Here is a 23,841-nt window from a genome sequence, read left to right as displayed (position 1 = left end):
GGCCGCAGTCGCAGCGCTAAGCTGCCGCGCATGCGTCCGGCTGCCGGTGAGGTCCTGCACTTCTCCGAAGATCCGACCATCGAGATCTTCCGTCCCCACATCGCCAAGACTGGCGACAAGGTCACGCCGTACGTCTGGGCCGTCGGCCACGACCGCGCCCCGGACTACTGGTTCCCGCGCCAGTGCCCCCGTGCGATGGCCTGGGTCGGACCGGCCACCACCTCAGCAGACCGCGAGCGGATCATCGGTCCTGGCACCGGTACCCGCGTCCATGCGGTCGAGTACGGCTGGCTGGACGCGATGCGCACGGTCGAGCTGTACGCCTACCGCCTGCCCGCCGCCGACTTCGTCGAGCACGACGCCGCCGTCGTCGCGACCTCCGAGGTCCGGCCGCTCGGGCCGCCCGAGCTGGTGGGTGACCTGTTCGGGTTGCACGACGAGGCGGGGATCCAGTTGCGGGTGTTGCCGCGGTTGCACGACTTCTGGGCGGCGGTCGTGGCCAGCACGCTCGAGTTCAGCGGCATCCGGCTCCGGAACGCCCGGCCATGACGTACGGCGAACTCGCGGAGAGGTCCTGGTCCTGGGTGCTCGGCCAGGTCCGGTGGGACGACGACGGCCCGTGGATCCCGGAGGCCGCCGGCGACGCGGGGCCTTCCCCTGATCGGGACGGGATGCACAACGGCATCGGCGGCCTGGCGCACACGCTGGCCGAGATCCGTCTGGTGCGCGCGTGGACGCCGGCCGAGCAGGACCTGGCTGCCGCGATCGGGGACCGGATTCGCTCCTCGATCCCTTCGACGACCGCTACCACGTTCTTCGACGGGCTGGTCAGCTCGATCGGCGTCCTCACCGCCCTCGACCAGCCCGGTACGTCGGCTGCCGTGGAACGCCTGCAGGCGCTGCAGACCGCGAACGGCTGGCCGGAGAGCTTCCTGGACGAGCCGCGGTACGAGCCGGGCGCGGTCGCGAACGACATCACGCTCGGCACCGGCGCCGTGCTGCTCGGCGCGCTCTGGGCGCTCCGGCACGGTTCCGACGCCTCGGCGCTCGCCGGACGGGCGGCCGACCTGCTGCTGGCCGAGCAGGAGGTCCTGCCGACCGGGCTGAACTGGCAGTTCGTGTCGCGGCGGTTCCGGTCCGACGAGCCGACCGAGATGCCGAACTTCTCCCACGGCCTCGCCGGGATCGTGGCGGTCCTCGCCGTCGCGGGTGCCGACCTCGACCGCCCCGAGCTCGTCGACGCGGCGCGGCGCGGGGCCGAGCACCTGGTGACGCTCGGGATCAACGACGACCGCGGCTTCCGGGTGCCGCGGGTGATCCCGTGGGCGGCGCGGCACGGCGACGAGTACACGTACAACTGGTGTCACGGCGGCGCCGGTACCGCGCTCGCGTTCAGCGCCCTCGAGTACGCCGGCGTACCCGCGATCGCCGGTGACTCGCCGGCCTCCTGGCGCCGGCGGTGTCTGGACAGCGTCCGGTACTCCGGCATCCCCGAGCGGCTGCATCCGGGCTTCTGGGACAACGACGGCCGCTGCTGCGGTACGGCGGGAGTCGGCGACGCGTTCCTCGACGCCTGGCTGCGCGACGGCGACAAGGCCGATCTGGAGTTCGCCGTACTGATGGGCGACACGCTGGTCGACCATGCGGACCCGGAGGGCTACTGGCGGTTCGTGGAGCACAAGAACGCGGACCCGCTGCTACCACCGGGCGTCGGCTGGATGCAGGGTGCGGCCGGGATCTCGGCGTACCTGTTCCGGCTGCAACGCGCGCTGGACGGGGATCAGCGCTCGGTCGTGCGGATGGACAACTGGTTCAGCGCTGCCAGACCTCGGCAGTAGTGAGGAAGGCGGACGAGCCGGGGCGGTCCGGCGAGCCGTCGACCTGGACGAAGCCGGGGACCGAGGCGCCGCCGATCGAGACGGTGGCCGAGCGGACCGGGGCGATCACCAGGCTGAGGCTGTGGGTGCCCTCGGCGAGCTGGAAGTTGTCGGTGGCGAACAGCCGCCGGTCCAGGACGCCACCCATCTCGATCTGGATGTCCGCGGCCTTGGCGCTCAACCCGTCGGCGAGGTTCATCGAAACCTGGACCAGGTCCCGCTCGACGGCCGGCTCGTGCCAGGGCAGGCCCTGGACCTCGAGGAACGAGCGGACGAAGTACCGCTCCAGCCAGGCGGCGAGGTCGACGTCCTCGGACACCACCCGGACGATGCCGTCGAACCAGAGGATCACCGCCGTACCGGAGCCGCGGATCGACCAGTCGATCATCCAGATCGACGCGTACGCCGTGACCTTGCCGTTCTCGTCGAACAGCCGGAGGCCAGGGTTCGCCCCCGCCAGGATGATCCGGCGGTTGGCGGCCGACGACTTGGGCATAGGGGCGCGCTTCCGGGAGGGGCCGAAGATCCTTGATTGTCTCAATCTCCGGCCCAGATGCAACGCAGCCGGTCCGAAACTTGACAAATCTCCCGGCAAACACGCGTTTCAGGCCAGGCGCCCGCCGAGCGAGCGGCGGGCGCCGGCGTGGATCGGAGGCCAGGACCGCATCTCAGGAGGGGCGCCACGGCGCGGCACGCTCGGCCGAAGCGACGGGATCGTCGGGCCAGACAATCGGGTGTGTCGCAGTGCCGGCGCGGCCGGGGAGCGCCAGGGCGGAGTCGATCGCGGTCAGTAGGGCGGACGAGGTTACGGCGTCCGAGTAGCGCTCGCGGATCCACTCCCGCGCGGCGGTGCGGATCGGGTCGTCGGCCGGTACGTCGATGAGCTCGAGCGCGCGGTCCGCGAGCAGGTGGGGTCGCGCGTCGTCGATCCGCCAGGTCCCCGGGGCCTCGAACAGCTCCTCGCCGCCACCGGCCGGATACCCGACGACCAGACAGCCGGCGGCCAGCGCCTCCGCGACCGGTAGGCCGAATCCTTCGGAGATGCCGAGCGCGACGAACACCGACGTACCGCCGAGAGCCGTCGCGACCTGCGCCTCGGTGAGCTCGGCGAGCACGGCCAGGTCGACGCCGGCGGAGCGTGGGTCGTTGCGCAGCAGGCGTTCCAGGACGGTCGCCTCGAGCGGGCGACGCCGCGGCATCCACGCGATCCGCCGAGCCCGTGCGGCGGCGGGACGGAACAGGTCGGCGTCGACCGGGTTCGGGATCAGCCGCACCGCCAGCTCCGGATGCAGCCGGCCGAGGACGTCGCGACTCTCCCGCGACACCGCCCGCACCTCCGGCGCGGGATCCCAGCCGGGATAGTTGTCCGTGTCGCGCCAGGACCAGTACGTCAGGAAATGGTTCTGGTTGAAGATCACCTTGCGTACGCCGGGTGCCGGATCCACGCCGGGCAGCAGATACAGCTCCGGTACGACGAGCAGGTCGTCCGCGCCGAACTCGAGCTGATCGCCGCCGACGACCGGCGCGGTCGTGCTGAACCACGGCGGCCGGTACCCGGGCTTGCGGAACCACAGCGCCGCGTCGATCCCCGCCGCCCGCAGCAGCTCCACGTGCTTCGCCTGGACGCGGATCCCGCCGCCGGGCGACTCCGGCTCCTTGACCGCGTAGACGACCCGCGGGCTCAGATCTTCTCCACCGGGGCGTAGCGCAGCAGGAGTCGCTTGACGCCCTCGGAGCCGAAGTCGATGTCGGCCTGGGCCTGCTGACCCTCGCCACGGACCACGACGACGGTGCCCATGCCGAAGCTGTCGTGCACCACGCGGTCGCCCGGGTTGAGGCTGATCACCGGCTTGTCGGACGCCGTCTTGCGAGCCGGCTCGTAGCGGCTCGGGATGCCGCTGCCGCGGGTCGTGCCCGTGCCGGACCAGCGGGTGATCGCCGACTCGTCCCGACGCCAGTCGAGCAGCTCGGCGGGGATCTCCTCCAGGAACCGCGACGGCGGGTTGTGCTGCGGAGCGCCGTACGCCGAACGGACCGCGGCCCGGGAGATCGCCAGCCGCTGCCGGGCCCGGGTGATGCCGACGTACGCCAGCCGGCGCTCCTCCTCGAGCTCCTTCAGATCGGTCAGCGACCGGGAGTGCGGGAAGACGCCGTCCTCCATCCCGGTCAGGAACACCACCGGGAACTCCAGGCCCTTCGCGGTGTGCAGCGTCATCAGCGTGACCACGCCCTCGGTCGCCGCGTCCGGGATCTGGTCCGCGTCGGCGACCAGCGCGACCCGCTCCAGGAACGCCTGCAGATCGGCCGGCTCGCCCGCCGCGGTCCGCTCCTCGACGAACTCGCGGGCCACCGAGATGAACTCGTCCAGGTTCTCCAGGCGGGTCTCGTCCTGCGGGTCGGGCGACTTCTGCAGGGCCTCGTGGTACCCCGAGCGGTGCAGCGCGACGTCGAGGATGTCGTCCGGCGGGGCGCCCGAGTCCACCATCGCGGTCAGCTCGTCGAGGATGTCAACGAACGCCTGCACGGCGTTCACCGAGCGGGATGCCATCGCCGGCGCGTCGTGCGCCCGCCGCATCGCCTGCGCGAACGAGATCCGCTCGCGTTGCGCGAGCGCCTCGATCGCGGCCTCGGCCCGGTCGCCGATCCCGCGCTTCGGCTCGTTCATGATCCGGCGCAGAGAGACGGTGTCCTCCGGGTTCACCAGCACCCGCAGGTACGCGAGGGCGTCGCGGACCTCCTTGCGCTCGTAGAACCGGACGCCGCCGACCACCTTGTACGGATGGCCGGTGCGGATGAAGACTTCCTCGAAGACCCGGGACTGCGCGTTGGTCCGGTAGAACACCGCGACATCCGACGGTTTCACCCCGTCGGCGTCCGCGAGCCGGTCGATCTCGTCGGCGACGAACTGCGCCTCGTCGTGCTCGTTGTCCGCGACGTACACCGCGATCTGCTCGCCGGCGCCCTGGTCGGACCAGAGGTTCTTCGCCATCCGGCCCTCGTTGCGGGCGATCACCGCGTTCGCCGCGGTCAGGATCGTCTGGGTGGAGCGGTAGTTCTGCTCGAGCAGGATCGTCTCCGCGCCGGCGAAGTCCTCCTCGAAGGCGAGGATGTTGCGGATCGTCGCGCCCCGGAACGCGTAGATCGACTGGTCCGAGTCACCGACCACCATCAGCTCGGCCGGCGGGGCGGTCGGACCGTTGTAGTTGGCCGGGTCCTCACCGCAGAGCTCCCGGATCAGCGTGTACTGCGCGTGGTTGGTGTCCTGGTACTCGTCGACGAGCACGTGGCGGAAGCGGCGGCGGTAGTACTCCCGGACCTCGGGGAAGGCCTGCAGCAGGTTGACGGTGGTCATCAGCAGGTCGTCGAAGTCCAGCGCGTTCGCCTGCGCGAGCCGCTCCTGGTAGATCCGGTAGCACTCGGCGTAGGTCTCCTCGAGATGGTTCTCCGCCTTCGCGGCGGCCGTCTCGTGATCGATCAGCTCGTTCTTCTGGGTGGAGATCCAGTTCAGCACGGCGCGCGGGTTGTACCGCTTGACGTCCAGGTCGAGTTCGCGGCAGACCAGCGTCATCAGCCGGCGCGAGTCGGTGTCGTCGTAGATCGAGAACGTCGAGTTGATCCCGAACCGCTTGATGTCGCGGCGCAGGATCCGCACACAGGACGAGTGGAACGTCGAGACCCACATGATCTTCGCCCGCGGCCCGACCAGCTCCACCACCCGCTCGCGCATCTCCGCGGCGGCCTTGTTGGTGAAGGTGATCGCGAGGATCGCCCCCGGGTGCACGTCCCGGGCGGCCAGCAGGTAGGCGATCCGCCGGGTCAGCACCCGGGTCTTGCCCGACCCGGCCCCGGCCACCACCAGCAGCGGCTTCCCGGCATGCACGACCGCCGCCCGCTGCTGCGGATTCAGCCCTTCGAGCAGCTTGTCCGGATCCGGGCGGGACGTCTTCGGCTCCTCCAGCGGCACCGGGAGCTCATCAGGCGAGAACAGCGTAGTCATCACCCAACACCTTAGGCGCTCCCCCCGACAGTTACCGAAAACCGGTTCGAATCGGGCGGGTTTGCTGTGGGCAGAGTTGCCGTCAGCAGAAAAGGTGGGAGTGGGGTGGGCGGGGCGGTCACTGTGGTGACATGGCAGAAGACATGAAAGCGCCGCTGTTCAACGAGACGGCGCGGCAGCGGTTGTTCGCGCAGCGGATCGTCGTACTGGACCGGGCTCTCGACGACGACCTCGGGACCCTGCTGGCGACTCAGATCCTGACGCTGGCGGCCGAGGACCCGGACTCCGACATCGCGTTCTGGATCCACTCGCCCGGTGGGTCGGTGCCGTCGATGCTCGCGATCCGGGACGTGATGCAGACCGTGCCGTGCGACGTGTCGACGCTGGCGATCGGGCTCGCCTGCAGCGCCGGGCAGTTCCTGCTGTCGGCCGGTACGCGCGGCAAGCGGTACGCCCTGCGGCACGCGCGGATCCTGATGCACCAGGGCTCGGCCGGGATCGGCGGCTCCGCGGTGGAGATCGAGATCCAGGCGAACGACCTGCGCCACATCCGCGACACCGTGCTGGGGCTGATCGCCAGCGACACCGGGCAGCCGTTCGACGTGATCCACGAGGACTCGCTGCACGACCACTGGTACACCGCGGAACAGGCCCGCGAGTACGGCTTCATCGACCACATCGTCGAGTCGTTCGACCAGGTGATGCCCCGGAGGGCGGCCGCATGAGCAGTTACACCATTCCCAACGTGATCGCCTCGCACCCGCGGGGCGAGCGGATCATGGACGTCTACTCGCACCTGCTGACCGAGCGGGTCATCTACTTGGGTACGGCGATCGACTCCGGGGTCGCGAACGCGATCATCGCGCAGCTGCTGCACCTGGAGACGGACAGCCCCGAGTCGGAGATCAACCTCTACATCAACTGCGAGGGCGGCGACATGTCCGCGATGCTGGCGATCTACGACACCATGCAGTACATCCAGTCGCCGGTCGCGACGTACGGCGTCGGGCAGGCGATCTCCGCCGGGGCCGTGCTGCTCTCGGCCGGTACGGCGGGGCGCCGGGCGATCCTGCCGCACGCACGGGTGGTCCTGCACCAGCCGGCCGGGCGCGGTCAGGGCACCATCCCGGACCTGATCCTGCAGGCGGACGAGGTGGTCCGGGTCCGCGGTCAGGTCGAGGAGATCCTGGCCCGGCACACCGGCCAGACCGTCGAGCGGCTGCGGCACGACACCGACCGCGACCACGTCCTGACCGCCGAGGGCGCGAAGGCGTACGGCATCGTCGACCACGTGATCGCCGAACGCGCTCCACTGGCCGCACTGACGTAATGCCTCAGTCGGCCGCCTCGAGGACCTTGTCCGCCACTGCCGCGTGGTGGACAAGGTCGGCGTGCGGGCGGCCGACACGGTTGGTCAGGTAGGCGTAGGCGATCCGGCGGTCCGGGTCGGCCCAGCCGATGCAGCAGTTGCTGCCGTTGTGGCCGAAGGTGCGCGGACTGCTCAGCGACCCGAGCGCCGTCTGCGCGCCCTCCACCCAGCGCGGTCCGCCGAGCTGGAACCCCTGGGACCAGCGGATGGGCGCCCGCGCGGTCCGATCCATTTCACCCTCACTGCTCGGCTCGACCGCGACCGCGAGCGTGCCCGGGTCGAGCAGCGCGCCGACGAGCAGCCCCTGGTAGAACGTCGCCAGGTCCCGCGCCGTCGTCGAGATCCCCGCCGCCGGTACGACCGCGGTACGCGTACTCCGCCGGTTCACCACCGATTGCAGGAACGGCCCCGCCGGACCGGCGCCCTTGATCGGTACGTACGAGCCCAACCGCTCGGCCGGCACCCCGAGGAACGTGTCGCCCAGCGCGAGCGGTTCGAGGACGCCCCGCCGTACCAGCTCCTCGATCGGCAGACCACTGCACCGCCGAGCGACCTCGGCGAGCACGAACCCGAACGCCAGCGGGCTGTACGCGACCGTGCCGATCGGCCAGCGGGGCTTGGCGTCCTCGATCCGGCGCAGCGACCGCTGCCAGTCGCTCATCGCCCGGGCCTCGCCGGCGAACGACCCCGCGTGCGTCAGCCCGGACCGGTGCTGGAGCACCTCGCGGACGGTGATGTCGCGTTTCCCGTTCTGCCCGAACTCGGGCCAGTACGCCGCGACCGCGTCGTCGAGGTGCAACCGGCGGGACTCGACCAGCTGGTGGATGACCACCGCGACGAACGGCTTGCTCGCGGAGAACAGCCAGAACAACGCACTCGGCGAGCACCCGAACGCCCGGTCGAGCACCACCCGCCCGTCCCGGACGACGCACAGCTGCGCGATCCCGCCGCGCGCCTCGACCAGCCCGACCGCCTCCGCGAGCCGATCGGGATCGAAGCCGGCGTCCGCGGGATCGCAGCTGCCACCGAACTCCATGAATTCCACTGTGCCCACTCGCACAAGCAGTTAGGGTTCGGGACGTGAGCGAACCACGTCCGGACAGTGAGATAGAGCGCATCCTGGTGGTGGTCGCGCACCCCGACGACATCGACTTCGGCGGTGCCGGCACCGTCGCCGTGTGGACCAAGGCCGGTATCGAGGTGCAGTACTGCATCGTCACCGACGGGCAGGCCGGCGGCTTCGAGCCGGACCGCGACCGTGCGGAGATCCCCGGCGTGCGGCGGGCCGAGCAGACCGCCGCCGCGCAGCATGTCGGCGTCGACCAGCTGCACTTCCTCGGGTACCAGGACGGCGCCGTCGAGCCGACCTTGGAGCTGATCCGCGACATCAGCCGGGTGATCCGCACGGTCCGCCCGCAGCGCATCCTCACCCAGTCCCCCGAGCGCTCGTGGAACCGCCTGCAGGTCTCGCACCCCGACCACCTGGCCGCGGCCGAGGCGACGGTCCGCGCGTTCTACCCGGCCGCCGGGAACCCGTACGCGTACCCCGACCTGACCGAAGAGGCCTGGGACGTCGGCGAGCTGTGGATGATGGACCACCCGACAGCCAACCACTACGTCGACATCACCGGCACCTTCGACCTGAAGCTCGCCGCGCTGCTCTCGCACACCAGCCAGCACCGCGATCCCGAAGGCCTCCAGACCGGTATCCGGGCCAACTTCGCTGCCGTCGCCGCCGCCGCAGGCTTCCCGGCCGACCACTACGCCGAGGCATTCACCGTCGTCCGGATGTAATCGGTTTGCCTACCCGGCTGACGCCGTAGAGGGTGCAGCCATGACGATTTCTCATCAGGTGACCGGGGACGGCCCGGATCTGTTGCTGGTCCATGCCGGTGTGGCCGACGCGCGGATGTGGACGCGGCAGGTGGCGGAGCTGAAGGACCGGTACCGCGTGATCACACTCGACCTCCGCGGGTACGGCGAGACGCCGCTTGTACCGCAGTACTCCGACGCGGGCGACGTACTCGCACTGCTCGAAGAGCTGCACACGCACGACGTGACGGCGGTCGCGGCGTCGTACGGCGGGTACGTCGTACAGCAGGTGGCGAGCCGGCGGCCGGAGCTGTTCTCGCGGCTCGTACTGCTGTGCGCGCCGACCGACAACGTGCAGCCCGACGACGAGCTGCGGGCGCTGTGGGCCGAGGAGAACAAGCTGCTCGAAGCCGGCGACGTCGACGGCGCGACCGACCTGACGGTGCGCCGCTGGATCGGCCCCGACGCGGACGACGAGGCCCGCGAACTTCTCCGGACGATGCAGAAGCGCGCGTACGAGGTACAGCTCGCCGCCGGTGAGGTCGAGAACGAGGAATGGCCGGTCGAACCGGAAAAGATCACCCCGGCCGTGCGGCTGATCACCGGCGCACACGACTTCGCGTTCTTCACCGACAGCGCCGACTACCTCGCCGAGCGGCTGCCGGCAGCCGAGCGGATCCATCTGGACTGGGCCGGGCATCTGCCGACCCTGGAACGTCCCGCCGAGGCATTGAAACTTATTTCCTGAGTATTTACTGAGCTTAGCGGACGCTGAGTTCCAATTGACGCCCGGCCTTACCATTGAAGTATGCGTGCAGCAGCTGCGATTACCGTTGCCCGGGCCGCGGCCACGCTCAGTCGCCGACTCGGCCGGGGCGGTCAGACGCTGCCCGGCGTGATCGCCGGAAGAATAGCGCCGGAATTGCCCCGGAAATTGGCCGCAGAATTACCCAACGGCTGCATTCTGGTCACCGGGACCAATGGCAAGACGACCGCGACGAAACTGATCGCGGAGGCGCTCCGGGAGAGTGGTGAGCGGGTGCTCACCAACTCCTCCGGTGCGAACCTGCGCGGCGGCGTGGTGTCCGCACTGGTCTCGGCGGCCGACCTGCACGGCCGGATCGACGCGACAATCGGCGTGTTCGAGGTCGACGAGGCCAGCCTGCGCCTGGTCGCGGCCGAACTGCGGCCGCGGCACATCGTCGTCCTGAACCTCTTCCGCGACCAGCTCGACCGGTACGGCGAACTCGACATCACCGCGGCGATGATCGCCGAAGGTATCGCCGCGACCAGCGCCCGGCTGTACCTGAATGCCGACGACGCCCGCGTCGCGAACCTGGCCGGGGCCGCGGCCAGGCCTGACCTGGTCAGCTACTTCGGCATCGAGCGACTGCCGGAACGGCTGACCGACGCGACGACGGCCGTCGATTCCGACCGTTGCCCGCACTGTGGCGAACGGTTGCGGTTCAGCCGGATCTTCTACAGCCATCTCGGCCACTACGGCTGCCCGAACGGCGACTTCGAGCGGCCCCGGCCGGATGTCGCCGTTGTCGACGTACAGCATGCCGACCTCGACGGCACCGAGTTCACCGTCTCCGCGGGGGGAGATCTCCGGCAACTGCGGTACGGGCTGTCCGGGACCTACAACCTCTACAACGCCTTGGCCGCCGTGAGTGTGGCCACCGGACTGGGCATTGATCCCGCGGTGACGGCGCACGCCGTGCGGACCACCGAGGCGGCGTTCGGACGGGTCGAGAAGACCGACGTCGCAGGCCGGACGCTGTGGTTGCTGCTGATCAAGAATCCGGCCGGCTTCGCGCAGGTGGTGGACACGTTCCTGATCGGCCGGGCCCGGCCGCGGGTGCTGATCGCGGTCAACGACCTGCCGGCCGACGGCCGCGACGTCTCGTGGTTGTGGGACGTCTCGCTCGAGGCTCTGTCGCAGCAGCAACCCGAAGTAGTCACGGCCGGGACCCGGGCCGCCGAGATGGCGTTGCGGCTGCACTACGCCGGCACCGAGGCAGCGGTCGCCTCCAGCGTCGACGACGGGATCTCCCGGTTGCTGTCGGGTCTGCCACCGGGTGGTGATGCGTACATCCTCCCGACGTACACCGCCATGCTGCAGATCCGCCGGGCGCTGCACCAGCGAAAGGAGGCAGCCTGATGAAGACGCTGCGCATCGCCCATCTCTATCCCCGGGACCTGAACGTCTACGGCGATCTCGGAAATGTCATCACGCTGGCGAAACGGCTGGAATGGCGCGGTTTTCACGCCGGCGTACTGCCGGTCGAACCGGGTTGTCCTTTCGATTTCTCGGATATCGACCTGGTTTTCGGCGGCGGTGGTCAGAATTCCGGCCAGTCGATCAATGTGGAAGATTTGCTGACCCGTGGCGACGAGCTGCGCAAGATATCCGCCGACGGCGTCCCGATGCTGTTGATCTGCGGCAGCTACCAGCTGTTCGGCCGGGAATTTTTCGACGACTCCGGGCGGCGGCTTCCCGGGCTCGGGATCTTCGGCGCGACCACCACCGCCGGGCGACAGCGGATGATCGGGAACATCGTCGTGGACAGCCCGTTCGGGCAGCTGGTCGGTTTCGAGAACCACTCCGGCCGGACCGTCCTGGACCCCGGGCAAGCTGCGCTGGGTACGGTCCTGCAGGGCTTCGGCAACAATGGCACTTCCGGCGACGAAGGCGCCGTCACGGGCAACACGATCGGCACCTACCTGCACGGCCCGGCGCTGCCGAAGAACCCGGTCCTCGCCGATCACCTGCTGCTGTGCGCGCTGCGCCGCCGCTACGGCATCGACGAACTCGAGCCGCTCGACGACGAACTCGCACTCCGCGCGGCGACCGTCGCGGCCGCCCGTCCGCAGGGCCGGCGGGTGATGCTCCGGCCGCGGCGCCGTCGTCTGCACCGGATCACCGCCACACTGCGCGGCCTGTGAGCGCCCTGTGAGCGTCTTGTGAGCAGCCGCTGACAGGCAACGTCCCGGGATCCGCTGCGGGATCCCGGGACGTCAGGTGGCTGAGTCGATTCAGCTGGTTCAGTGCGCGAGCGCGCCCATCGGGTCCCAGGCGGGCAGCACGATCGGCGCGTCGTCGAGGCGCGCCTGGAGCTCGGCCGGCAGGGCGGAGCGGCGGACGGCGATCTCGAAGACGTGCTCGCCGAACCACGAGTCGTTCATGGTCCAGAAGCCGTTGTCGGCCTTCTCGTCGCCCCAGCTGTTCTCGACCCGCCAGCGGCGCGGCTCGCCGTCCACCACGTCCACGCCGGTGAACAGCATCGCGTGCGTCATCAGGGTCTCGTGGTGGACCAGGCGCTCGGCCTTGTCCAGCGTGAACTCGGTGTCGTAGACGGAGCCGTAGTCGTACAGCTTGGCGTCCCAGAAGCCGAGGTCGGCGTTCATCTGCTTGCCGACGTCGCAGCCGAACCAGACCGGCTCGCCGCCGACGATCGCGTCCTGGGTGAGCTTCTTCATCAGGTCGATCTCGACGTTCAGGTACACCACCGGCGGCGCGTCGATGACGTTGCCGAGGAAGTCGACGGTGAAGGTCTTGCCGACCGGGCTGGTCGAGCGCGGGTCGTGCACGAGGCAGACGTACTCGTCGACGGGCAGCTGCACGTACTCCGCGGCGAACTCCGTCGGCGTCACCCAGCCGTCGCGGTGGAAGCCCTTGTCGCTGTCCTTCCACTGCCACAGGAACTTCTGCGGCGGCGTACCGAGGTGGATGCTCAGCACCCGGTGCACGGTGGTCAGGATCTCGCCCTTGCGCTCGCGGCGTGCCTCCTCACCGTCCAGCGCCCGCAGGTCGCGCGCGCCCTGGCGGAGCAGCTTGCGCAGGATGTCGTTCATCTGCGCGGTCGCGGACGAGCTCTCGCTCTCCGGCATCGCCGACTTCGGCACCAGGCCGTGCTTGCGCACCACCGCGATGAACATGTTCCACTGGCCGCCGTCACCGATCGGGTCGGACAGCAGGTGCGCGACGGTCCGGTCGTCGGCGTCGCGGTCCGCGGTCTCGATGATCGCCTCGAGGAAGAAGTTGGCCCGCTCGAACTTGTCCCAGAACAGCACGTAGTTCTGCGAGAACTCGAAGTCCTTGACCCCGAGCTTCTCGGCCGCGCCGACCCGGAGCAGGTTCAGGCCGGCGAACATCCAGCACCGCCCGCTCTTCTTCTGGTTCGTCACCTTCCAGTCGTCCAACTGGTTCGACACCGAGTGGTCGATCGAGGTGAGGACCTGACGGTCGAGGGCGATGCTGTTCACCGGCGTCTGCGTGACGGCGTTCTGCATCACCCGGTACTGCGGGTTCGACGCGAACTCCTTCTCGAAGAGCGCGAGCTGATCGGCTGTGAGATTCCGCTCCATAACAGTCGACGGTATAACAGCCGCCAAGCACGGACCGCCGCAACGGTGTGGCGAATCCATGCCCTGGCCGAAACGCGCCACTCAGCTCAAGCGGACGCGCGGATCGATCAGGCTGTAGGTGACGTCGACGACCAGATTCAGTGCGACCAGGAAGATCGTCGCCAGCAACACCGTGCCCATGATCAGTGGCAGATCGTAGTTGTTGACGCTGTCCAGCGACAGCATCCCGAGCCCCGGCAGGTCGAACAGCTTCTCGGTGAAGATCGCCCCGGACAGGCTGCCGGCGATGTCGAGCCCGAAGATCGTGATCACCGGAATCAGCCCGGCCCGCAACGCGTGCTTGTACGTGACCGTACGGTCGGCGAGGCCCTTGGCGCGGGCGGTCCGGATGTAGTCCTCGCTGAGGGTCTCCACCATCGAGCCGCGGGCGAACCGGGCGTAGTCCGTGCAGCCGTACAGGCCCTGGACGACCCACGGCGCGACCAGCCCGGCGAACCATTTCCACAGACTGTGCGTAGGTGGTGTCCAGCCACCCCGGGGCAGGATCGGGTGCAGCACCGTCAGGTACAGCACTGCGAGCAGGCCGACGATGTAGTAGGGCACCGCGCTCACCAACAGCGCGCCGCTCATCAGCATCCGATCGCCCATCGTGCCCCGGCGTCGCGCCGCCATCGCACCGGCCGCGACACCGACGGTCAGTACGATCGCGGCCTGTCCGAGCACCAGCGACACGGTCACGGGCAGCCTGGTCATCAGCAGACCGGTCACCGGCTGGTCGTTCTTGAACGAGAACCCCAGGCACGGCACGCTGCAGTGCTGCACCACCCCCGAGGTCTCGAAGTCGCGTCCGACGACGATGCCCTCGACGAACCGGGCGAACTGCTGCACCTTCGGCTCGTCCAGGTGCAGGTTCGCCTTGATCTCCTGGTACCGCTGGGTCGTGCAGTTGCGCTCGCCGCAGATCGCGCCGGCCGGATCGGTCGGCGCGACGAAGAACAGCGCGAACGTCGCCACCAGCGTGGCCAGTACGACGCTCAGCGCCGACACGAGCCGACGGATTATGTAGAACCCCACGGGCCGAATAGTCGCATACGGCCCGGCGCACTCAGACCAGGCGGCGGTCGGTCGCCCAGCGGGTCAGTTCGTGACGGTTGGACAGCTGCAGCTTCCGCAGTACGGACGACACATGGGTCTCCACGGTCTTCACCGAGATGAAGAGCTCGCGGGCGACCTCCTTGTAGGCGTACCCGCGGGCGATCAGCCGCAGTACCTCCCGCTCGCGCTGGGAGAGCCGGTCGAGGTCCTCGTCCACCGAGGCGATGTCGATCGCGCCGGAGAACGCGTCCAGCACGAAGCCGGCCAGCCGCGGCGAGAACACCGCGTCGCCCTCGGCGACCCGGTTGATCGCGTCCACCAGCTCGGTACCGGAGATGTTCTTGGTCACGTACCCGCGGGCGCCGGCCCGGATCACGCCGATCACGTCCTCGGCCGCGTCGGACACCGACAGCGCCAGGAACTTGATGTCCGGGTGCCGCTGGTGCGCCTGCTTCATCACCTCGGTACCGCCCCCACCGGGCAGGTGTACGTCGAGCAGCACCACGTCGGGCTCGGTACCGACGATCGCCTTGACCGCGGTGTCGACATCGGAACCCTCCCCGACGATGTCGACCGAGCTGCCGATCTCGCTGCGTACCCCGGCCCGGAACATGTCGTGGTCGTCGACGACGACAACGCGTCTGCTCATCTGTCCATCTCCAGTCGCACTTCGGTCCCTGTCTCCGGATCGGACCGCACCGTCGCGCGGCCGCCGTGCCGTTCCATTCTGCCCATCACACTGTGCCGCAGTCCGAGCCGGTCGTCGGGGACGTCGTCCACCACGAAGCCCTTGCCGCGGTCCCGGACGAACATCTCCACCCGGTCACCGTCGACCTCCACGAACACATCGATCTTCGCCGCTCCGGAGTGCTTGGCGGCGTTGACCATCGACTCCCGGGCGGCCCGGACCATCGACGCGAGCTGCTCGGTCAGGGCGCAGTCGCCGACCGTGACCACCTCGATCGGGACGCCGTGCGAGTCCTCGACCTCGGCGGCGGCCTGTTTCGCGGCCCCGGCCACGGTCTGGTCGGCATCGTGCTCCTCGTCGTACAGCCAGGACCGCAGCTCGCGCTCCTGGGAGCGGGCGAGCCGGGCGACCGCCTTCGGGTCCTCGGCCTGCTTCTGGATCAGCGCGAGCGTCTGCAGCACCGAGTCGTGCAGGTGCGCGGCCATGTCGGCGCGCTCCTGCGAGCGGACCCGCTCGGCGCGCTCGGCGTTCAGGTCGCGGGTCAGCCGGTGCACCCACGGGCCGGCGATGACGCCGATCCCGACGACCGCGAGCAGCAGCGCGATCAGGACGTCGCCGACCATCTGGAGCCGGCCGTTCTGGACCAGGAACAGCGTCACCGCGGTCCCGATCAGGACCAGGCCGACGGCGATCCGGAGCAACGACTTCCAGCCGCCCTTGCCGAGCACCAGACCGAGGATCGGGACCCGGATGTCCTGCGCCCACTTGTCCTTCTGGCTCTCGTCGGCCTGCCGCCAGATCAGCGCCAGACCGGTGGCCGCGAACACCAACGGCCAGAACAGCTTCCCGGCCACGCCGAACCCGGCCACCTGCAGCAGGATCAGCACACCGATGCCGATGGCGACGAGCGCGGGCAGCTGGCCGCGGCTCTTTTCCCGCTTGCGCTGCTTCGCCTCGGCGACCGGCGCCGGCGGTTCGTCGGACCGCATCCCGGAGCGCGTGTGCGCCGCAAGGCCGGGCGCGCCGGGCACGGTCTCGGGGGCGAGCGGCATCAGGAACCACAGGGCCGCATAGATCAGTACGCCGAAGCCGCCGGACACGGTGGTCGCGATCAGCACCAGCCGTACGACGGTGTCCGAGACGCCGAGGTGGTCCGCGACGCCGCCGGCCACACCGGCGATCACGCGTCCTTCGGTCCGGCGGTACGCCCGTCGCGGCGCGTCCTCTCGCGGCAACGGGGACTGGTACGACGAACTGCTGAAGGGGCCGGTGTAGCCGCCGGACACGCCCGCCTGGGCGCTCATCCGCGCGGCGTAGGCGGCGTACGGGCCCTGGTACTGGCCTGCCGGGCCCTGCGGACCCCAGCCTTTGTAGCGCCACTGCTCCTGGTTCTGGCTCTGATTCTGGCCAGGCGTGGGTTCGGGCGGGGCTCCGTTGTCGGAGGGTCCGCCCGCCGGCGCGGCTGCTGGCTGGCTCATCACCACGATCGTCACATGCGGACAGGCCGGACACCAGCAGGCTTGTCCCCGGCCGCCTCCTCAACGCTCGCCCACCGCGGTCAGGGTCGGGTCGGGGAGAACCCCGAATTCCTGCCGTTCCGGGGCCCATCAGGGTGGATCCCCGATGTTCGCCGCCGGATCCGGTGTGAGTATCGATGGCATGGAGCAGAACCAGAGTGGACCCTCCGGGTTCGACCGCGACCGCCTGCAGAACCCCCAGAGCTGGCGGCGCAGCAGGTCGGACCGTTGGGTCGCGGGTGTCTGCGGCGGCATCGGCCGTTCGCTGAACATCGACCCCGTGCTGGTCCGGGTGGTGATGGCTGTGCTGATCATCAGCGGCCCGGGCATCATCTTCTACCTCGCGGCCTGGCTGCTGATGCCCGACGAGGGCAGCGACCGGGCGCCGGTCCAAGGCCTGCTCGGCGACCGGATCCGGACCGACCACCCGTGGTTCTGGCCGGTGGTGATCGGGATCTGCCTGTTCGCCGGGATCGCGACCATGTCGTCGTTCAAGTTCGGTCACTTCGTGCCCGGTCCGGTGATCGTGGTGGCGGCGATCTGGCTGCTGTCCAAGCACCGCAAGAACAACAAGCAGCCGCAGCAGCCCGTGCAGCCACCGCAAGCACCTCGGCCGCAGGACACCACTTCTCCGGCGAGCGGCCAGCAGTTCACCACGCAGCCGTACTCCTCCCAGCCGTACGGCCCTGCTTACACATCTCCCCAGACCGGCCCGTCAGCTCCCCCGGCGGGCCCGTCGTCCTCGGCCACACAGCGACCCCAGGACCGCACCGTCGAACCGGTCCAGCCTGTGTGGACCGAGGACGACCCCCTCGGCCTGTACGTCGACGAACCCGCCGGCCCGTCCGGTACGACGGCCACCACCCGGCCCGCCGCACCACCCGCGAAGGGCATGCGCGGGGTGAAGTCGATCGTCGTCGTGCTCACCGGGCTCGCGATCGGGATCGCCGCGCTGGCGCACGCGTCCACCGCGACCATGCTGGTGATCGGTCTGGCCACGCTCGGCGCCGGCATGCTGATCGGCGGGTTCGTCGGCCGTACGCTCGGCCTGCTCCCGCTCGGGATCCTGCTCGCGGCCGGTGCGGTCGTCAGTACGGTCTTCACCGACGTACCGCGGAACTTCGCCGACACCAACTACGTGGCGCCGCCCGGTACGACGATCTCCGCGACCGGGTCGACGTACCAGTTCGACGCCGGGTCGGTGCACCTGGACCTGACCAAGGCGAAGTTCGACCCGGGCGCGACCGTGCAGGTGCGCGGCGGGGTCGGCGAGGTGATCGTCAAGGTGCCCGCGGACGTCGACGTGAAGGGTCAGCTGTCGACCGAGATGGGAGACGTTGCCTTCCTCAACGACGACCACAGCGGCCATAATGCCAACCTGACGCTCGACGACCTGGGCGCGGACGGCAAGGCCGGCGAGCAGGTCACCTTGGACCTGAACCTCAAACTCGGCAGCATCAAGGTGGAGCGCGGATGAGCCAGCAACGCAAAACCAGGCCGGACGTGCCCGGTGTCGTGGCCGGTACCGTGCTGACCGGCGCCGCCACGATCTGGATGCTCACCGACAACGGTGTCCTGCAGACCGACGACCTCGGCGTCACCAGTGCTCTCTTGCTGGTGACCGCGGGTCTGCTGGGCCTGGCGGCCTCGCACCGCGGCTAACTCAGCCTCGCACTGCGATTGAGCGAGCCTCGCAGCGCGGTTAATCGTGTGGACGCGGCGGACGCCGGTTTCCTAGGCTCCATCCCGTGACCAGCCCGGAGGCGGACAGACCGTAACCACCGGCGGGTTCCGTGCTTCGCACGTCGAGCCGGCCGGAGACGACCCATGCCGTCTTCTCATGGTTGCGGAGTATCTCCATGCCTTTCGTGCTGTACCTGCTCGGCCTGGCCGTTTTCGCCCAGGCGACTTCTGAGTTCATGCTCTCCGGGCTCGGTCCGGAGATCGCCCAGGACCTGGGCGTCTCGATCCCGGCCGCCGGCTGGCTGACGTCGGCGTTCGCACTCGGGATGATCGTCGGCGCCCCGGCGATCGCGGTCCTCGGCGCCCGCTGGCCGCGGCGCCGGACCCTGCTCGTGACACTGACCGTTTTCCTCGCCGTCCACGTGGTCGGCGCACTGACCGCGAGCTTCGCCGTACTGCTCATCACCCGCATCCTCGCCGCCCTCGCGAACGCGGGCTTCCTCGCGATCGCACTGGCCACCGCGACCAGCCTGGTCCGCCCGGACGCCAAGGGTCGCGCGACCTCGGTCCTGCTCGGCGGTACGACGCTCGCGTGCATCGTCGGCGTACCGGCAGGTGCGGTGCTCGGGGCCTCGCTCGGCTGGCGGTCCGCGTTCTGGGCGGTCGCGCTGATCTCGCTGCCGGCACTGATCGGGATCCTCCGGTCCGTCCCGTCGCGTTCTCCTGGGCCTGCTGCGATCGCCCGGTTCCGCGTGTCGCCGCGGCTCGCCGTACTGCTGCTGCTCGGCGCGCTTGTGAACGGCGCTACCTTCTGCTCGTTCACGTATCTCTCGCCCGTAATCACCGAAGTCACGGGGCTCGGCGCCGGGTGGGTGCCGCTGCTGCTCGCGCTCTTCGGCCTCGGTTCGTTCGCGGGCGTGACGGTCGCGGGCCGGTACGCCGACCGCCGCGACCACCGCCCCGTTTTCGTTGCCGGAGGCATCCTCTTGCTCGGCTGGATCGCGTTCGCCCTGACAGCGTCGTACGTCGTACCGTCCGTGTTCCTCGTGCTGCTCCAGGGCGCGCTGTCGTTCGCGGTCGGCTCGACGCTGATCGCGTACGCCCTCTACGCAGGCTCCCAGTCGCCGCTCCTCACCGGCGCCCTGTCCACCGCAGCCCTCAACACCGGCGCCGCCACAGGCCCGCTCCTAGGCGGCCTCGCAATCACCGTCTCAGGCTTCCAAGCCCCCTTATGGGTCAGCGCCGCCCTAGTCGCCACCGCACTCTGCGTAGGTCAGGTGTGGGTGCGCCTGGCCGCGCGGCGGGCGACGTAGCGGCGCATCTTCTCGTCCGTGCCGCAGATGTCCATCGAGCACCAGCGCCGGCTGCCGTTCTTCGACTGGTCGAGGAACAGCCACGGGCAGCCGGCGCACCGCTTGATCCGGCGCGCCCGCGGACCGGTCAACAACTCGTACGCCGCCAACCCCACCGGCCACAACGGCGACTCCACAGCCTCAAACCCCCACACCGGCCGCAGCTGCACCAACTCACACTCCCCCAGCGCCTCCCCCGCCACTCCGCGCAACACCCCCCACCCCGGCAGCACATCAACCCCCACAGAGCCGTCAGCCACTGCACCGGCGGCGAGGTTGATTGCCGTGCGCAACTGGTGGGCGCGGCGGAGGACTGGTGCTGTTCGTCGGGGGGCCGCGCGTAGGAGCAGGCGGTCCGCATCTTGTTCGGTGAGGATGCCGACGCGCAGCGACCACCACAGCAGGCCGTGGTAGTCGGCGATGTGGTCGTGTCGTTCCGGGCCGAGTGGGTCGTCGACCGTGTTCGCGAAATCCAGCGCAAGGTCTCCACCGACGACGGGCAGTTCGCGGATCCCGGCCGGCAGTTCAGGTGTTTCCATCAAAAGGCAGTTTACCAGTTCGGGCCCCAGGGCACTGTTTCCAGCATGACGGCTTTGACCGGAAACACCTCGACCCGACCGGGCCGCTGGGCGGTCGTCTGCGTGGCCCAGTTCGTGGTCGTGCTCGACGCGACGATCGTCACCACGGCACTGCCCCGGATCGGCGCGGACCTGCATTTCGCCGCGGGCACCCTGCCGTGGGTGTTCACGGCGTACACGATCGTGCTGGCCGGCCTGCTGGTCCTCGGCGGTCGCACAGCGGACGTGGCCGGCTCCCGGCGCGTCTTCCGCTGGGGGCTCGGGCTGTTCTCCGCCGCCTCACTGGCCTGCGCGCTCGCCTGGTCCCCGGCATCGCTCGTCGTGGCTCGCCTGTTCCAAGGCGCCGGCGCCGCACTCCTCTCCCCGGCCGCACTCGCCGCACTGTCCGACGCGCTGCCCCCGGACGCCGCGCGCCGCGCGCTGGGCTGGTGGACAGCCGCCGGAGCTGCCGGCGGGGCGAGCGGCTGGTTCGTGGGCGGCCTGATCACCCAGGTGGCCGGCTGGCGCTGGGTGTTCGCTGTGAACGTCCCGCTCGGCATCGTCGCCCTGCTCTGGAGCCTGCGCAGCCTTCCGAGCCACGGCACAACCACGCGCATTGCGACCCTCGATCTCCCGGGAGCCTGCACAGCCACCGCAGGCATCGGCATGACAGCGCTCGGCCTGTCGAAGGTCGCCGGCGATCCGTCTGCCTGGACCGGTTGGGCGGCCCTCGCCATCGCCGTCCTGCTGCTTCTCACCTTCCTGCGCATCGAGCGGTCGTCGCGTCAGCCCCTGGTTCCGCTCGGCTTCGCCCGGACGCCGGGCGTGCTGGGCGGCAACCTCACCGCGGCGGCCGTGACCGGTGCGACCAGCCCCGCGATGGTCACCGTCGCCCTGTACGTACAGGACACGCTCAGACTGCCGCCCGCGCTGGCCGGCCTGATCTTCCCGCTCTTCAACCTCGCGGTCATCGGAGGCTCCCTGCTCGGACCGCGCGTGATCCACGTTCTCGGCGTACGACGAACGCTCGTCATCGGCTTCCTCGGCATCGCGGTGGGCGTACTACTGCTGATCCCGCTCCCACCCCAAGGTCTCCCGCTGGCCCTGCTGAGCAGCGGCTTCGGCGTGATGGGCGTCGGCCTCGGCCTGGCATCGGTGGCATCCACGACGGCGGGTACGGCGTACGTCCGGCAAGCCGACCGCGGCTTGGCCGCCGGCGTACTCAACTCCTCGGCGCAGCTCGGGACCTCGCTCGGTCTGGCCCTCGCCGGACCGGTCGTCGCCGCCGGCGGGCCGATGACCGGGTACCGGACCGCCTACCTGCTGGGTGTCGCGGTCGCCGTGGCCGGCGCGGTCGCCGGGCTCACCGCACCGCGGTCGATCCGGACGGGAGGCGAGCTGGGTTAGGCTTGTGGACCGCGAGGGGCCCTGGTAGAGCGGGTCCCGTGGTCGAGGAGATTCGATGGTGCGCGGCACCGTGAAGTGGTTCAACGCCGACAAGGGGTACGGCTTCCTGGCCGTCGAGGGTCAGGACGACGTGTTCGTGCACTGGAGCAAGATCGTCTCCGACGGGTACAAGACGCTCGAGGACGGCCAGCAGGTCGACTTCCAGATCGTCGAAGGCCCCAAGGGCCGCGAGGCCGACGCGGTCACTCCGGTCTGACCGGCGGACCGGTCCGGATACCGGTAACCTGACGTCTCATCGTGTGAGGGGTGAGACGTGGCCGATCCGGTACCGGTGATCCGGAAGCTCGAGCATGCGCTGGCCGACGACGACTTCGCCTGGTCGATGCTGCTCGTCGGCGAGGACCAGGCGGACAAGCTGGCCACGCTGACCGCCGATCTGCGCGGGCCGTTCTCGGCGACCGGTGACGGCAAGCGGATCACGTCGGGCTTCTCGTACTGGGGTATCGCACCGACGATCGCCTGGGCGAACGCCACCAACGACCCGTTCTACCTGGTGATGAAGGTCGGCACCGAGTCGTTCCTGCGGCACTGGCGCAAGCTGTTGCCGAAGGTGCAGAACGGCGGCTTCCACCTGGTCAGCCTCGGGATCGGCACCGGCGTCAAGGACCGGACGATCCTCGGCGACATGCGCCGCAACAACCCGGACATGTATTACATCCCGGTCGACATGAGCTCGGAGATGCTGCGGATGGGCACCCTCGAGCCCGTCCGCGGTGCCCGGTTCCCGGTGTCCCAAGTGCTGCCGGTGCAGCTCGACTTCTCGATCGAGGACAACATGGACGAGCTCGGCCAGATGCTGGCCCGGCTGGTCGGTGACGACCCGATCCTGTTCACGCTGACCGGCAACACGCTGGCCAACTTCGAGAACGACGAGGAGCTGCTCGACACACTCACCCGGGCGCTGCGGCCGCAGGACCGGCTGCTGCTCGAGGTCGCCAGTACGACGCGACTCGACCAGGAGACCGCCGACGCGGCCGCGGACGAGTACCACCAGACCCGTGCCTTCGCGGAGTTCGTGACCAGCGCCCTGCGGTACAACACCGACCTCAAGATCAGCAACGAACTGGTGCGGTTCGTCGGCGAGGTCGAGGACGACGACGCGCTGCTGGTCAAGATCCTCTGGCGCAACGACACCGGCGAAGAGATCCGGATGGAGCTGCCCGACCACACCGAGGTGGTGCTCCCGGTCGGCGACACGATCCGGCTCTACACCACCCGGAAGTACTCCACCGCCCGGCTCAAGCGGCTCACCGAGGCCTGCAAGCTGACCCCGATCGAGGCGATCCAGTCCCAGTTCCGCTACGCCCGCCGGGCGAACCCGTTCGGCCTGGAGCTGTTGCTGCTCGCACCGGAGGCGGCCGGCGAGGCCACGCACACCCTCGCCGACGACATCTGGTCCGTATGAGATGAAGCGAACCGTCGTCAGCCTGGTGACCTACGGGCTGCTCGGCACCGCGTTCGTGCTGGGCGTGATCGCGGTCATCAGCCCGGGCAACGCACGGCTGGACCCGGCGGTGAACACGCTGACGCTCGTCGCGGGACTGACCGGCATCTTCGTGGAGCGGCTGACGTCCGAGGCGGAACGCCGTACCGAGGTACTGCGATCGGTCGAGGACGAACTGCAGGAGAACTCACGGCTGCTGAACGACCCGCGGTTCTCACCGGACGCGCCGACCACCCGGCAGGTGTACCCGCGGCTGATCGTGTCCGCAGTGGACCTGGCGCTGGTGTCCGGCGCGCTCGGCCTGCACAAGGACGCCGAGCTGGTCGGGCTGCTGCACCGCTGGCGGGACACCGTGCATCTGTTCAACCGGCGCCTCGACCTGACCGAAGTCAGTACGTTCTCGAACACGATCTCGCCGGCCGAGCTGGCCGCGTTCCGCCGGGCGCTGCAGCGCGACGACAGCTACCTCGCCGCGACGCGTGGGACGCTCCAGGAGCTCCTGACCAAGCTTCCGTCCAGCTAACGGCCCGGCCCGCAACCGCATCGGTGGCTGCCACTAGCTGCAAATTCTGCTGAGCCGTTGACTTCGTCGCGCCGCGAGCGCTTCACTTT

General features: G+C 69.6%; 24 protein-coding genes. 15 read left to right on the top strand and 9 right to left on the bottom strand.

The genetic code is table 11. The features are described from left to right. Nucleotides 1-30 precede the first annotated feature (30 nt). Entirely contained in the window at nucleotides 31-549 is a 519-nt protein-coding gene (locus FB475_RS21445) for a DUF6886 family protein (protein ID WP_141858360.1), read from the top strand. Beyond that, nucleotides 546-1,838, top strand: a complete 1,293-nt coding sequence (locus tag FB475_RS21440; protein WP_141858359.1) for a lanthionine synthetase LanC family protein — start codon at nucleotides 546-548, stop codon at nucleotides 1,836-1,838. Before FB475_RS21445 ends, FB475_RS21440 begins: the two co-directional genes overlap by 4 nt. Here FB475_RS21440 and FB475_RS21435 read toward each other — a convergent pair. From FB475_RS21435 to pcrA, 3 genes are all read right to left on the bottom strand, one after another. Further along, nucleotides 1,813-2,373, bottom strand: coding sequence for a hypothetical protein (locus tag FB475_RS21435; RefSeq protein WP_141858358.1), 561 nt, complete (start codon nucleotides 2,371-2,373; stop codon nucleotides 1,813-1,815). The genes FB475_RS21440 and FB475_RS21435 overlap by 26 nt on opposite strands. A gap of 172 nt (nucleotides 2,374-2,545) precedes the next feature. Further along, complete coding sequence (locus FB475_RS21430; RefSeq protein WP_141858357.1) at nucleotides 2,546-3,487, bottom strand: glycosyltransferase; 942 nt, start codon at nucleotides 3,485-3,487, stop codon at nucleotides 2,546-2,548. 71 nt (nucleotides 3,488-3,558) lie between these two features. Further along, on the bottom strand, nucleotides 3,559-5,874 hold the full coding sequence (gene pcrA / locus FB475_RS21425; RefSeq protein ID WP_141858356.1) for a DNA helicase PcrA: 2,316 nt from the start codon (nucleotides 5,872-5,874) through the stop codon (nucleotides 3,559-3,561). 131 nt (nucleotides 5,875-6,005) lie between these two features. Here pcrA and FB475_RS21420 point away from each other — a divergent pair, with 131 nt between their 5' ends. Together FB475_RS21420 and FB475_RS21415 are read left to right on the top strand one after the other, a co-directional pair. Next, the gene (locus FB475_RS21420; RefSeq protein ID WP_141858355.1) at nucleotides 6,006-6,599 is read left to right on the top strand and encodes a ClpP family protease; all 594 of its coding nucleotides are present in this window, start codon (nucleotides 6,006-6,008) and stop codon (nucleotides 6,597-6,599) included. Then, nucleotides 6,596-7,204 (top strand): ClpP family protease, encoded by a 609-nt coding sequence (locus FB475_RS21415; RefSeq protein ID WP_141858354.1) that lies wholly within the window; start codon nucleotides 6,596-6,598, stop codon nucleotides 7,202-7,204. The genes FB475_RS21420 and FB475_RS21415 overlap by 4 nt, the downstream gene beginning before the upstream one ends. A 4-nt stretch (nucleotides 7,205-7,208) precedes the next feature. Here FB475_RS21415 and FB475_RS21410 read toward each other — a convergent pair whose 3' ends face one another. After that, nucleotides 7,209-8,279, bottom strand: coding sequence for a serine hydrolase domain-containing protein (locus FB475_RS21410; protein ID WP_141858353.1), 1,071 nt, complete (start codon nucleotides 8,277-8,279; stop codon nucleotides 7,209-7,211). 44 nt (nucleotides 8,280-8,323) lie between these two features. On the opposite strand from FB475_RS21410, the gene FB475_RS21405 reads away from it, so the two are divergent. Genes FB475_RS21405 through FB475_RS21390 form a run of 4 tightly spaced genes read left to right on the top strand, consistent with a single transcriptional unit; the run spans nucleotide 8,324 to nucleotide 12,004 of the window. Next, nucleotides 8,324-9,037: a PIG-L deacetylase family protein gene (locus FB475_RS21405; RefSeq protein ID WP_141858352.1), complete on the top strand. Its 714-nt coding sequence runs from the start codon at nucleotides 8,324-8,326 to the stop codon at nucleotides 9,035-9,037. A 40-nt stretch (nucleotides 9,038-9,077) separates the two neighbouring features. Next, nucleotides 9,078-9,803, top strand: coding sequence for an alpha/beta fold hydrolase (locus FB475_RS21400; protein WP_141858351.1), 726 nt, complete (start codon nucleotides 9,078-9,080; stop codon nucleotides 9,801-9,803). A 60-nt stretch (nucleotides 9,804-9,863) separates the two neighbouring features. Continuing rightward, entirely contained in the window at nucleotides 9,864-11,219 is a 1,356-nt protein-coding gene (locus FB475_RS21395; RefSeq protein WP_141858350.1) for a MurT ligase domain-containing protein, read from the top strand. Then, entirely contained in the window at nucleotides 11,219-12,004 is a 786-nt protein-coding gene (locus tag FB475_RS21390; RefSeq protein ID WP_141858349.1) for a type 1 glutamine amidotransferase, read from the top strand. The genes FB475_RS21395 and FB475_RS21390 overlap by 1 nt, the downstream gene beginning before the upstream one ends. Nucleotides 12,005-12,103: 99 nt before the next feature. Here FB475_RS21390 and FB475_RS21385 read toward each other — a convergent pair whose 3' ends face one another. From FB475_RS21385 to FB475_RS21370, 4 genes are all read right to left on the bottom strand, one after another. Further along, complete coding sequence (locus FB475_RS21385; protein ID WP_141858348.1) at nucleotides 12,104-13,426, bottom strand: C1 family peptidase; 1,323 nt, start codon at nucleotides 13,424-13,426, stop codon at nucleotides 12,104-12,106. A gap of 81 nt (nucleotides 13,427-13,507) precedes the next feature. Next, nucleotides 13,508-14,500, bottom strand: coding sequence for an ABC transporter permease (locus FB475_RS21380; protein WP_141858347.1), 993 nt, complete (start codon nucleotides 14,498-14,500; stop codon nucleotides 13,508-13,510). Nucleotides 14,501-14,531: 31 nt separating this feature from the next. Then, on the bottom strand, nucleotides 14,532-15,170 hold the full coding sequence (locus FB475_RS21375; protein WP_141858346.1) for a response regulator: 639 nt from the start codon (nucleotides 15,168-15,170) through the stop codon (nucleotides 14,532-14,534). Further along, nucleotides 15,167-16,687, bottom strand: coding sequence for an ATP-binding protein (locus tag FB475_RS21370; protein ID WP_141858345.1), 1,521 nt, complete (start codon nucleotides 16,685-16,687; stop codon nucleotides 15,167-15,169). The genes FB475_RS21375 and FB475_RS21370 overlap by 4 nt, the downstream gene beginning before the upstream one ends. A gap of 181 nt (nucleotides 16,688-16,868) precedes the next feature. On the opposite strand from FB475_RS21370, the gene FB475_RS21365 reads away from it, so the two are divergent. The 3 genes from FB475_RS21365 (at nucleotide 16,869) to FB475_RS21355 (ending at nucleotide 19,722) form a co-directional block, all read left to right on the top strand. Continuing rightward, on the top strand, nucleotides 16,869-18,203 hold the full coding sequence (locus FB475_RS21365) for a PspC domain-containing protein (RefSeq protein WP_141858344.1): 1,335 nt from the start codon (nucleotides 16,869-16,871) through the stop codon (nucleotides 18,201-18,203). Continuing rightward, nucleotides 18,200-18,388 (top strand): hypothetical protein, encoded by a 189-nt coding sequence (locus FB475_RS21360; protein WP_141858343.1) that lies wholly within the window; start codon nucleotides 18,200-18,202, stop codon nucleotides 18,386-18,388. Before FB475_RS21365 ends, FB475_RS21360 begins: the two co-directional genes overlap by 4 nt. 197 nt (nucleotides 18,389-18,585) lie before the next feature. Beyond that, nucleotides 18,586-19,722, top strand: coding sequence for a Cmx/CmrA family chloramphenicol efflux MFS transporter (locus tag FB475_RS21355; RefSeq protein ID WP_141858342.1), 1,137 nt, complete (start codon nucleotides 18,586-18,588; stop codon nucleotides 19,720-19,722). Here FB475_RS21355 and FB475_RS21350 read toward each other — a convergent pair. Continuing rightward, nucleotides 19,683-20,300, bottom strand: coding sequence for a CGNR zinc finger domain-containing protein (locus FB475_RS21350; protein ID WP_185759383.1), 618 nt, complete (start codon nucleotides 20,298-20,300; stop codon nucleotides 19,683-19,685). The two genes, FB475_RS21355 and FB475_RS21350, sit on opposite strands and share 40 nt — an antisense overlap. A gap of 45 nt (nucleotides 20,301-20,345) precedes the next feature. On the opposite strand from FB475_RS21350, the gene FB475_RS21345 reads away from it, so the two are divergent. The 4 genes from FB475_RS21345 to FB475_RS21330 are packed head-to-tail and all read left to right on the top strand — an operon-like array spanning nucleotide 20,346 to nucleotide 23,752. Then, nucleotides 20,346-21,725 carry an MFS transporter gene (locus tag FB475_RS21345; RefSeq protein ID WP_141858340.1) on the top strand — a complete coding sequence of 460 codons (1,380 nt, stop codon included), beginning with the start codon at nucleotides 20,346-20,348 and terminating at the stop codon, nucleotides 21,723-21,725. Nucleotides 21,726-21,780: 55 nt separating this feature from the next. Continuing rightward, nucleotides 21,781-21,981, top strand: a complete 201-nt coding sequence (locus FB475_RS21340) for a cold-shock protein (protein WP_141858339.1) — start codon at nucleotides 21,781-21,783, stop codon at nucleotides 21,979-21,981. Between the two features lie 57 nt (nucleotides 21,982-22,038). Beyond that, nucleotides 22,039-23,190 (top strand): L-histidine N(alpha)-methyltransferase, encoded by a 1,152-nt coding sequence (locus tag FB475_RS21335; RefSeq protein ID WP_141858338.1) that lies wholly within the window; start codon nucleotides 22,039-22,041, stop codon nucleotides 23,188-23,190. 1 nt (nucleotide 23,191) lies between these two features. Then, complete coding sequence (locus FB475_RS21330; RefSeq protein ID WP_141858337.1) at nucleotides 23,192-23,752, top strand: hypothetical protein; 561 nt, start codon at nucleotides 23,192-23,194, stop codon at nucleotides 23,750-23,752. Nucleotides 23,753-23,841: the final 89 nt, after the last annotated feature.

This window comes from Kribbella jejuensis (assembly GCF_006715085.1).
Classification (GTDB): Bacteria; Actinomycetota; Actinomycetes; order Propionibacteriales; family Kribbellaceae; genus Kribbella; species Kribbella jejuensis.
Note: the sequence above shows the minus strand (reverse complement) of the source record. Positions and strands in the feature narration are given on the sequence as shown.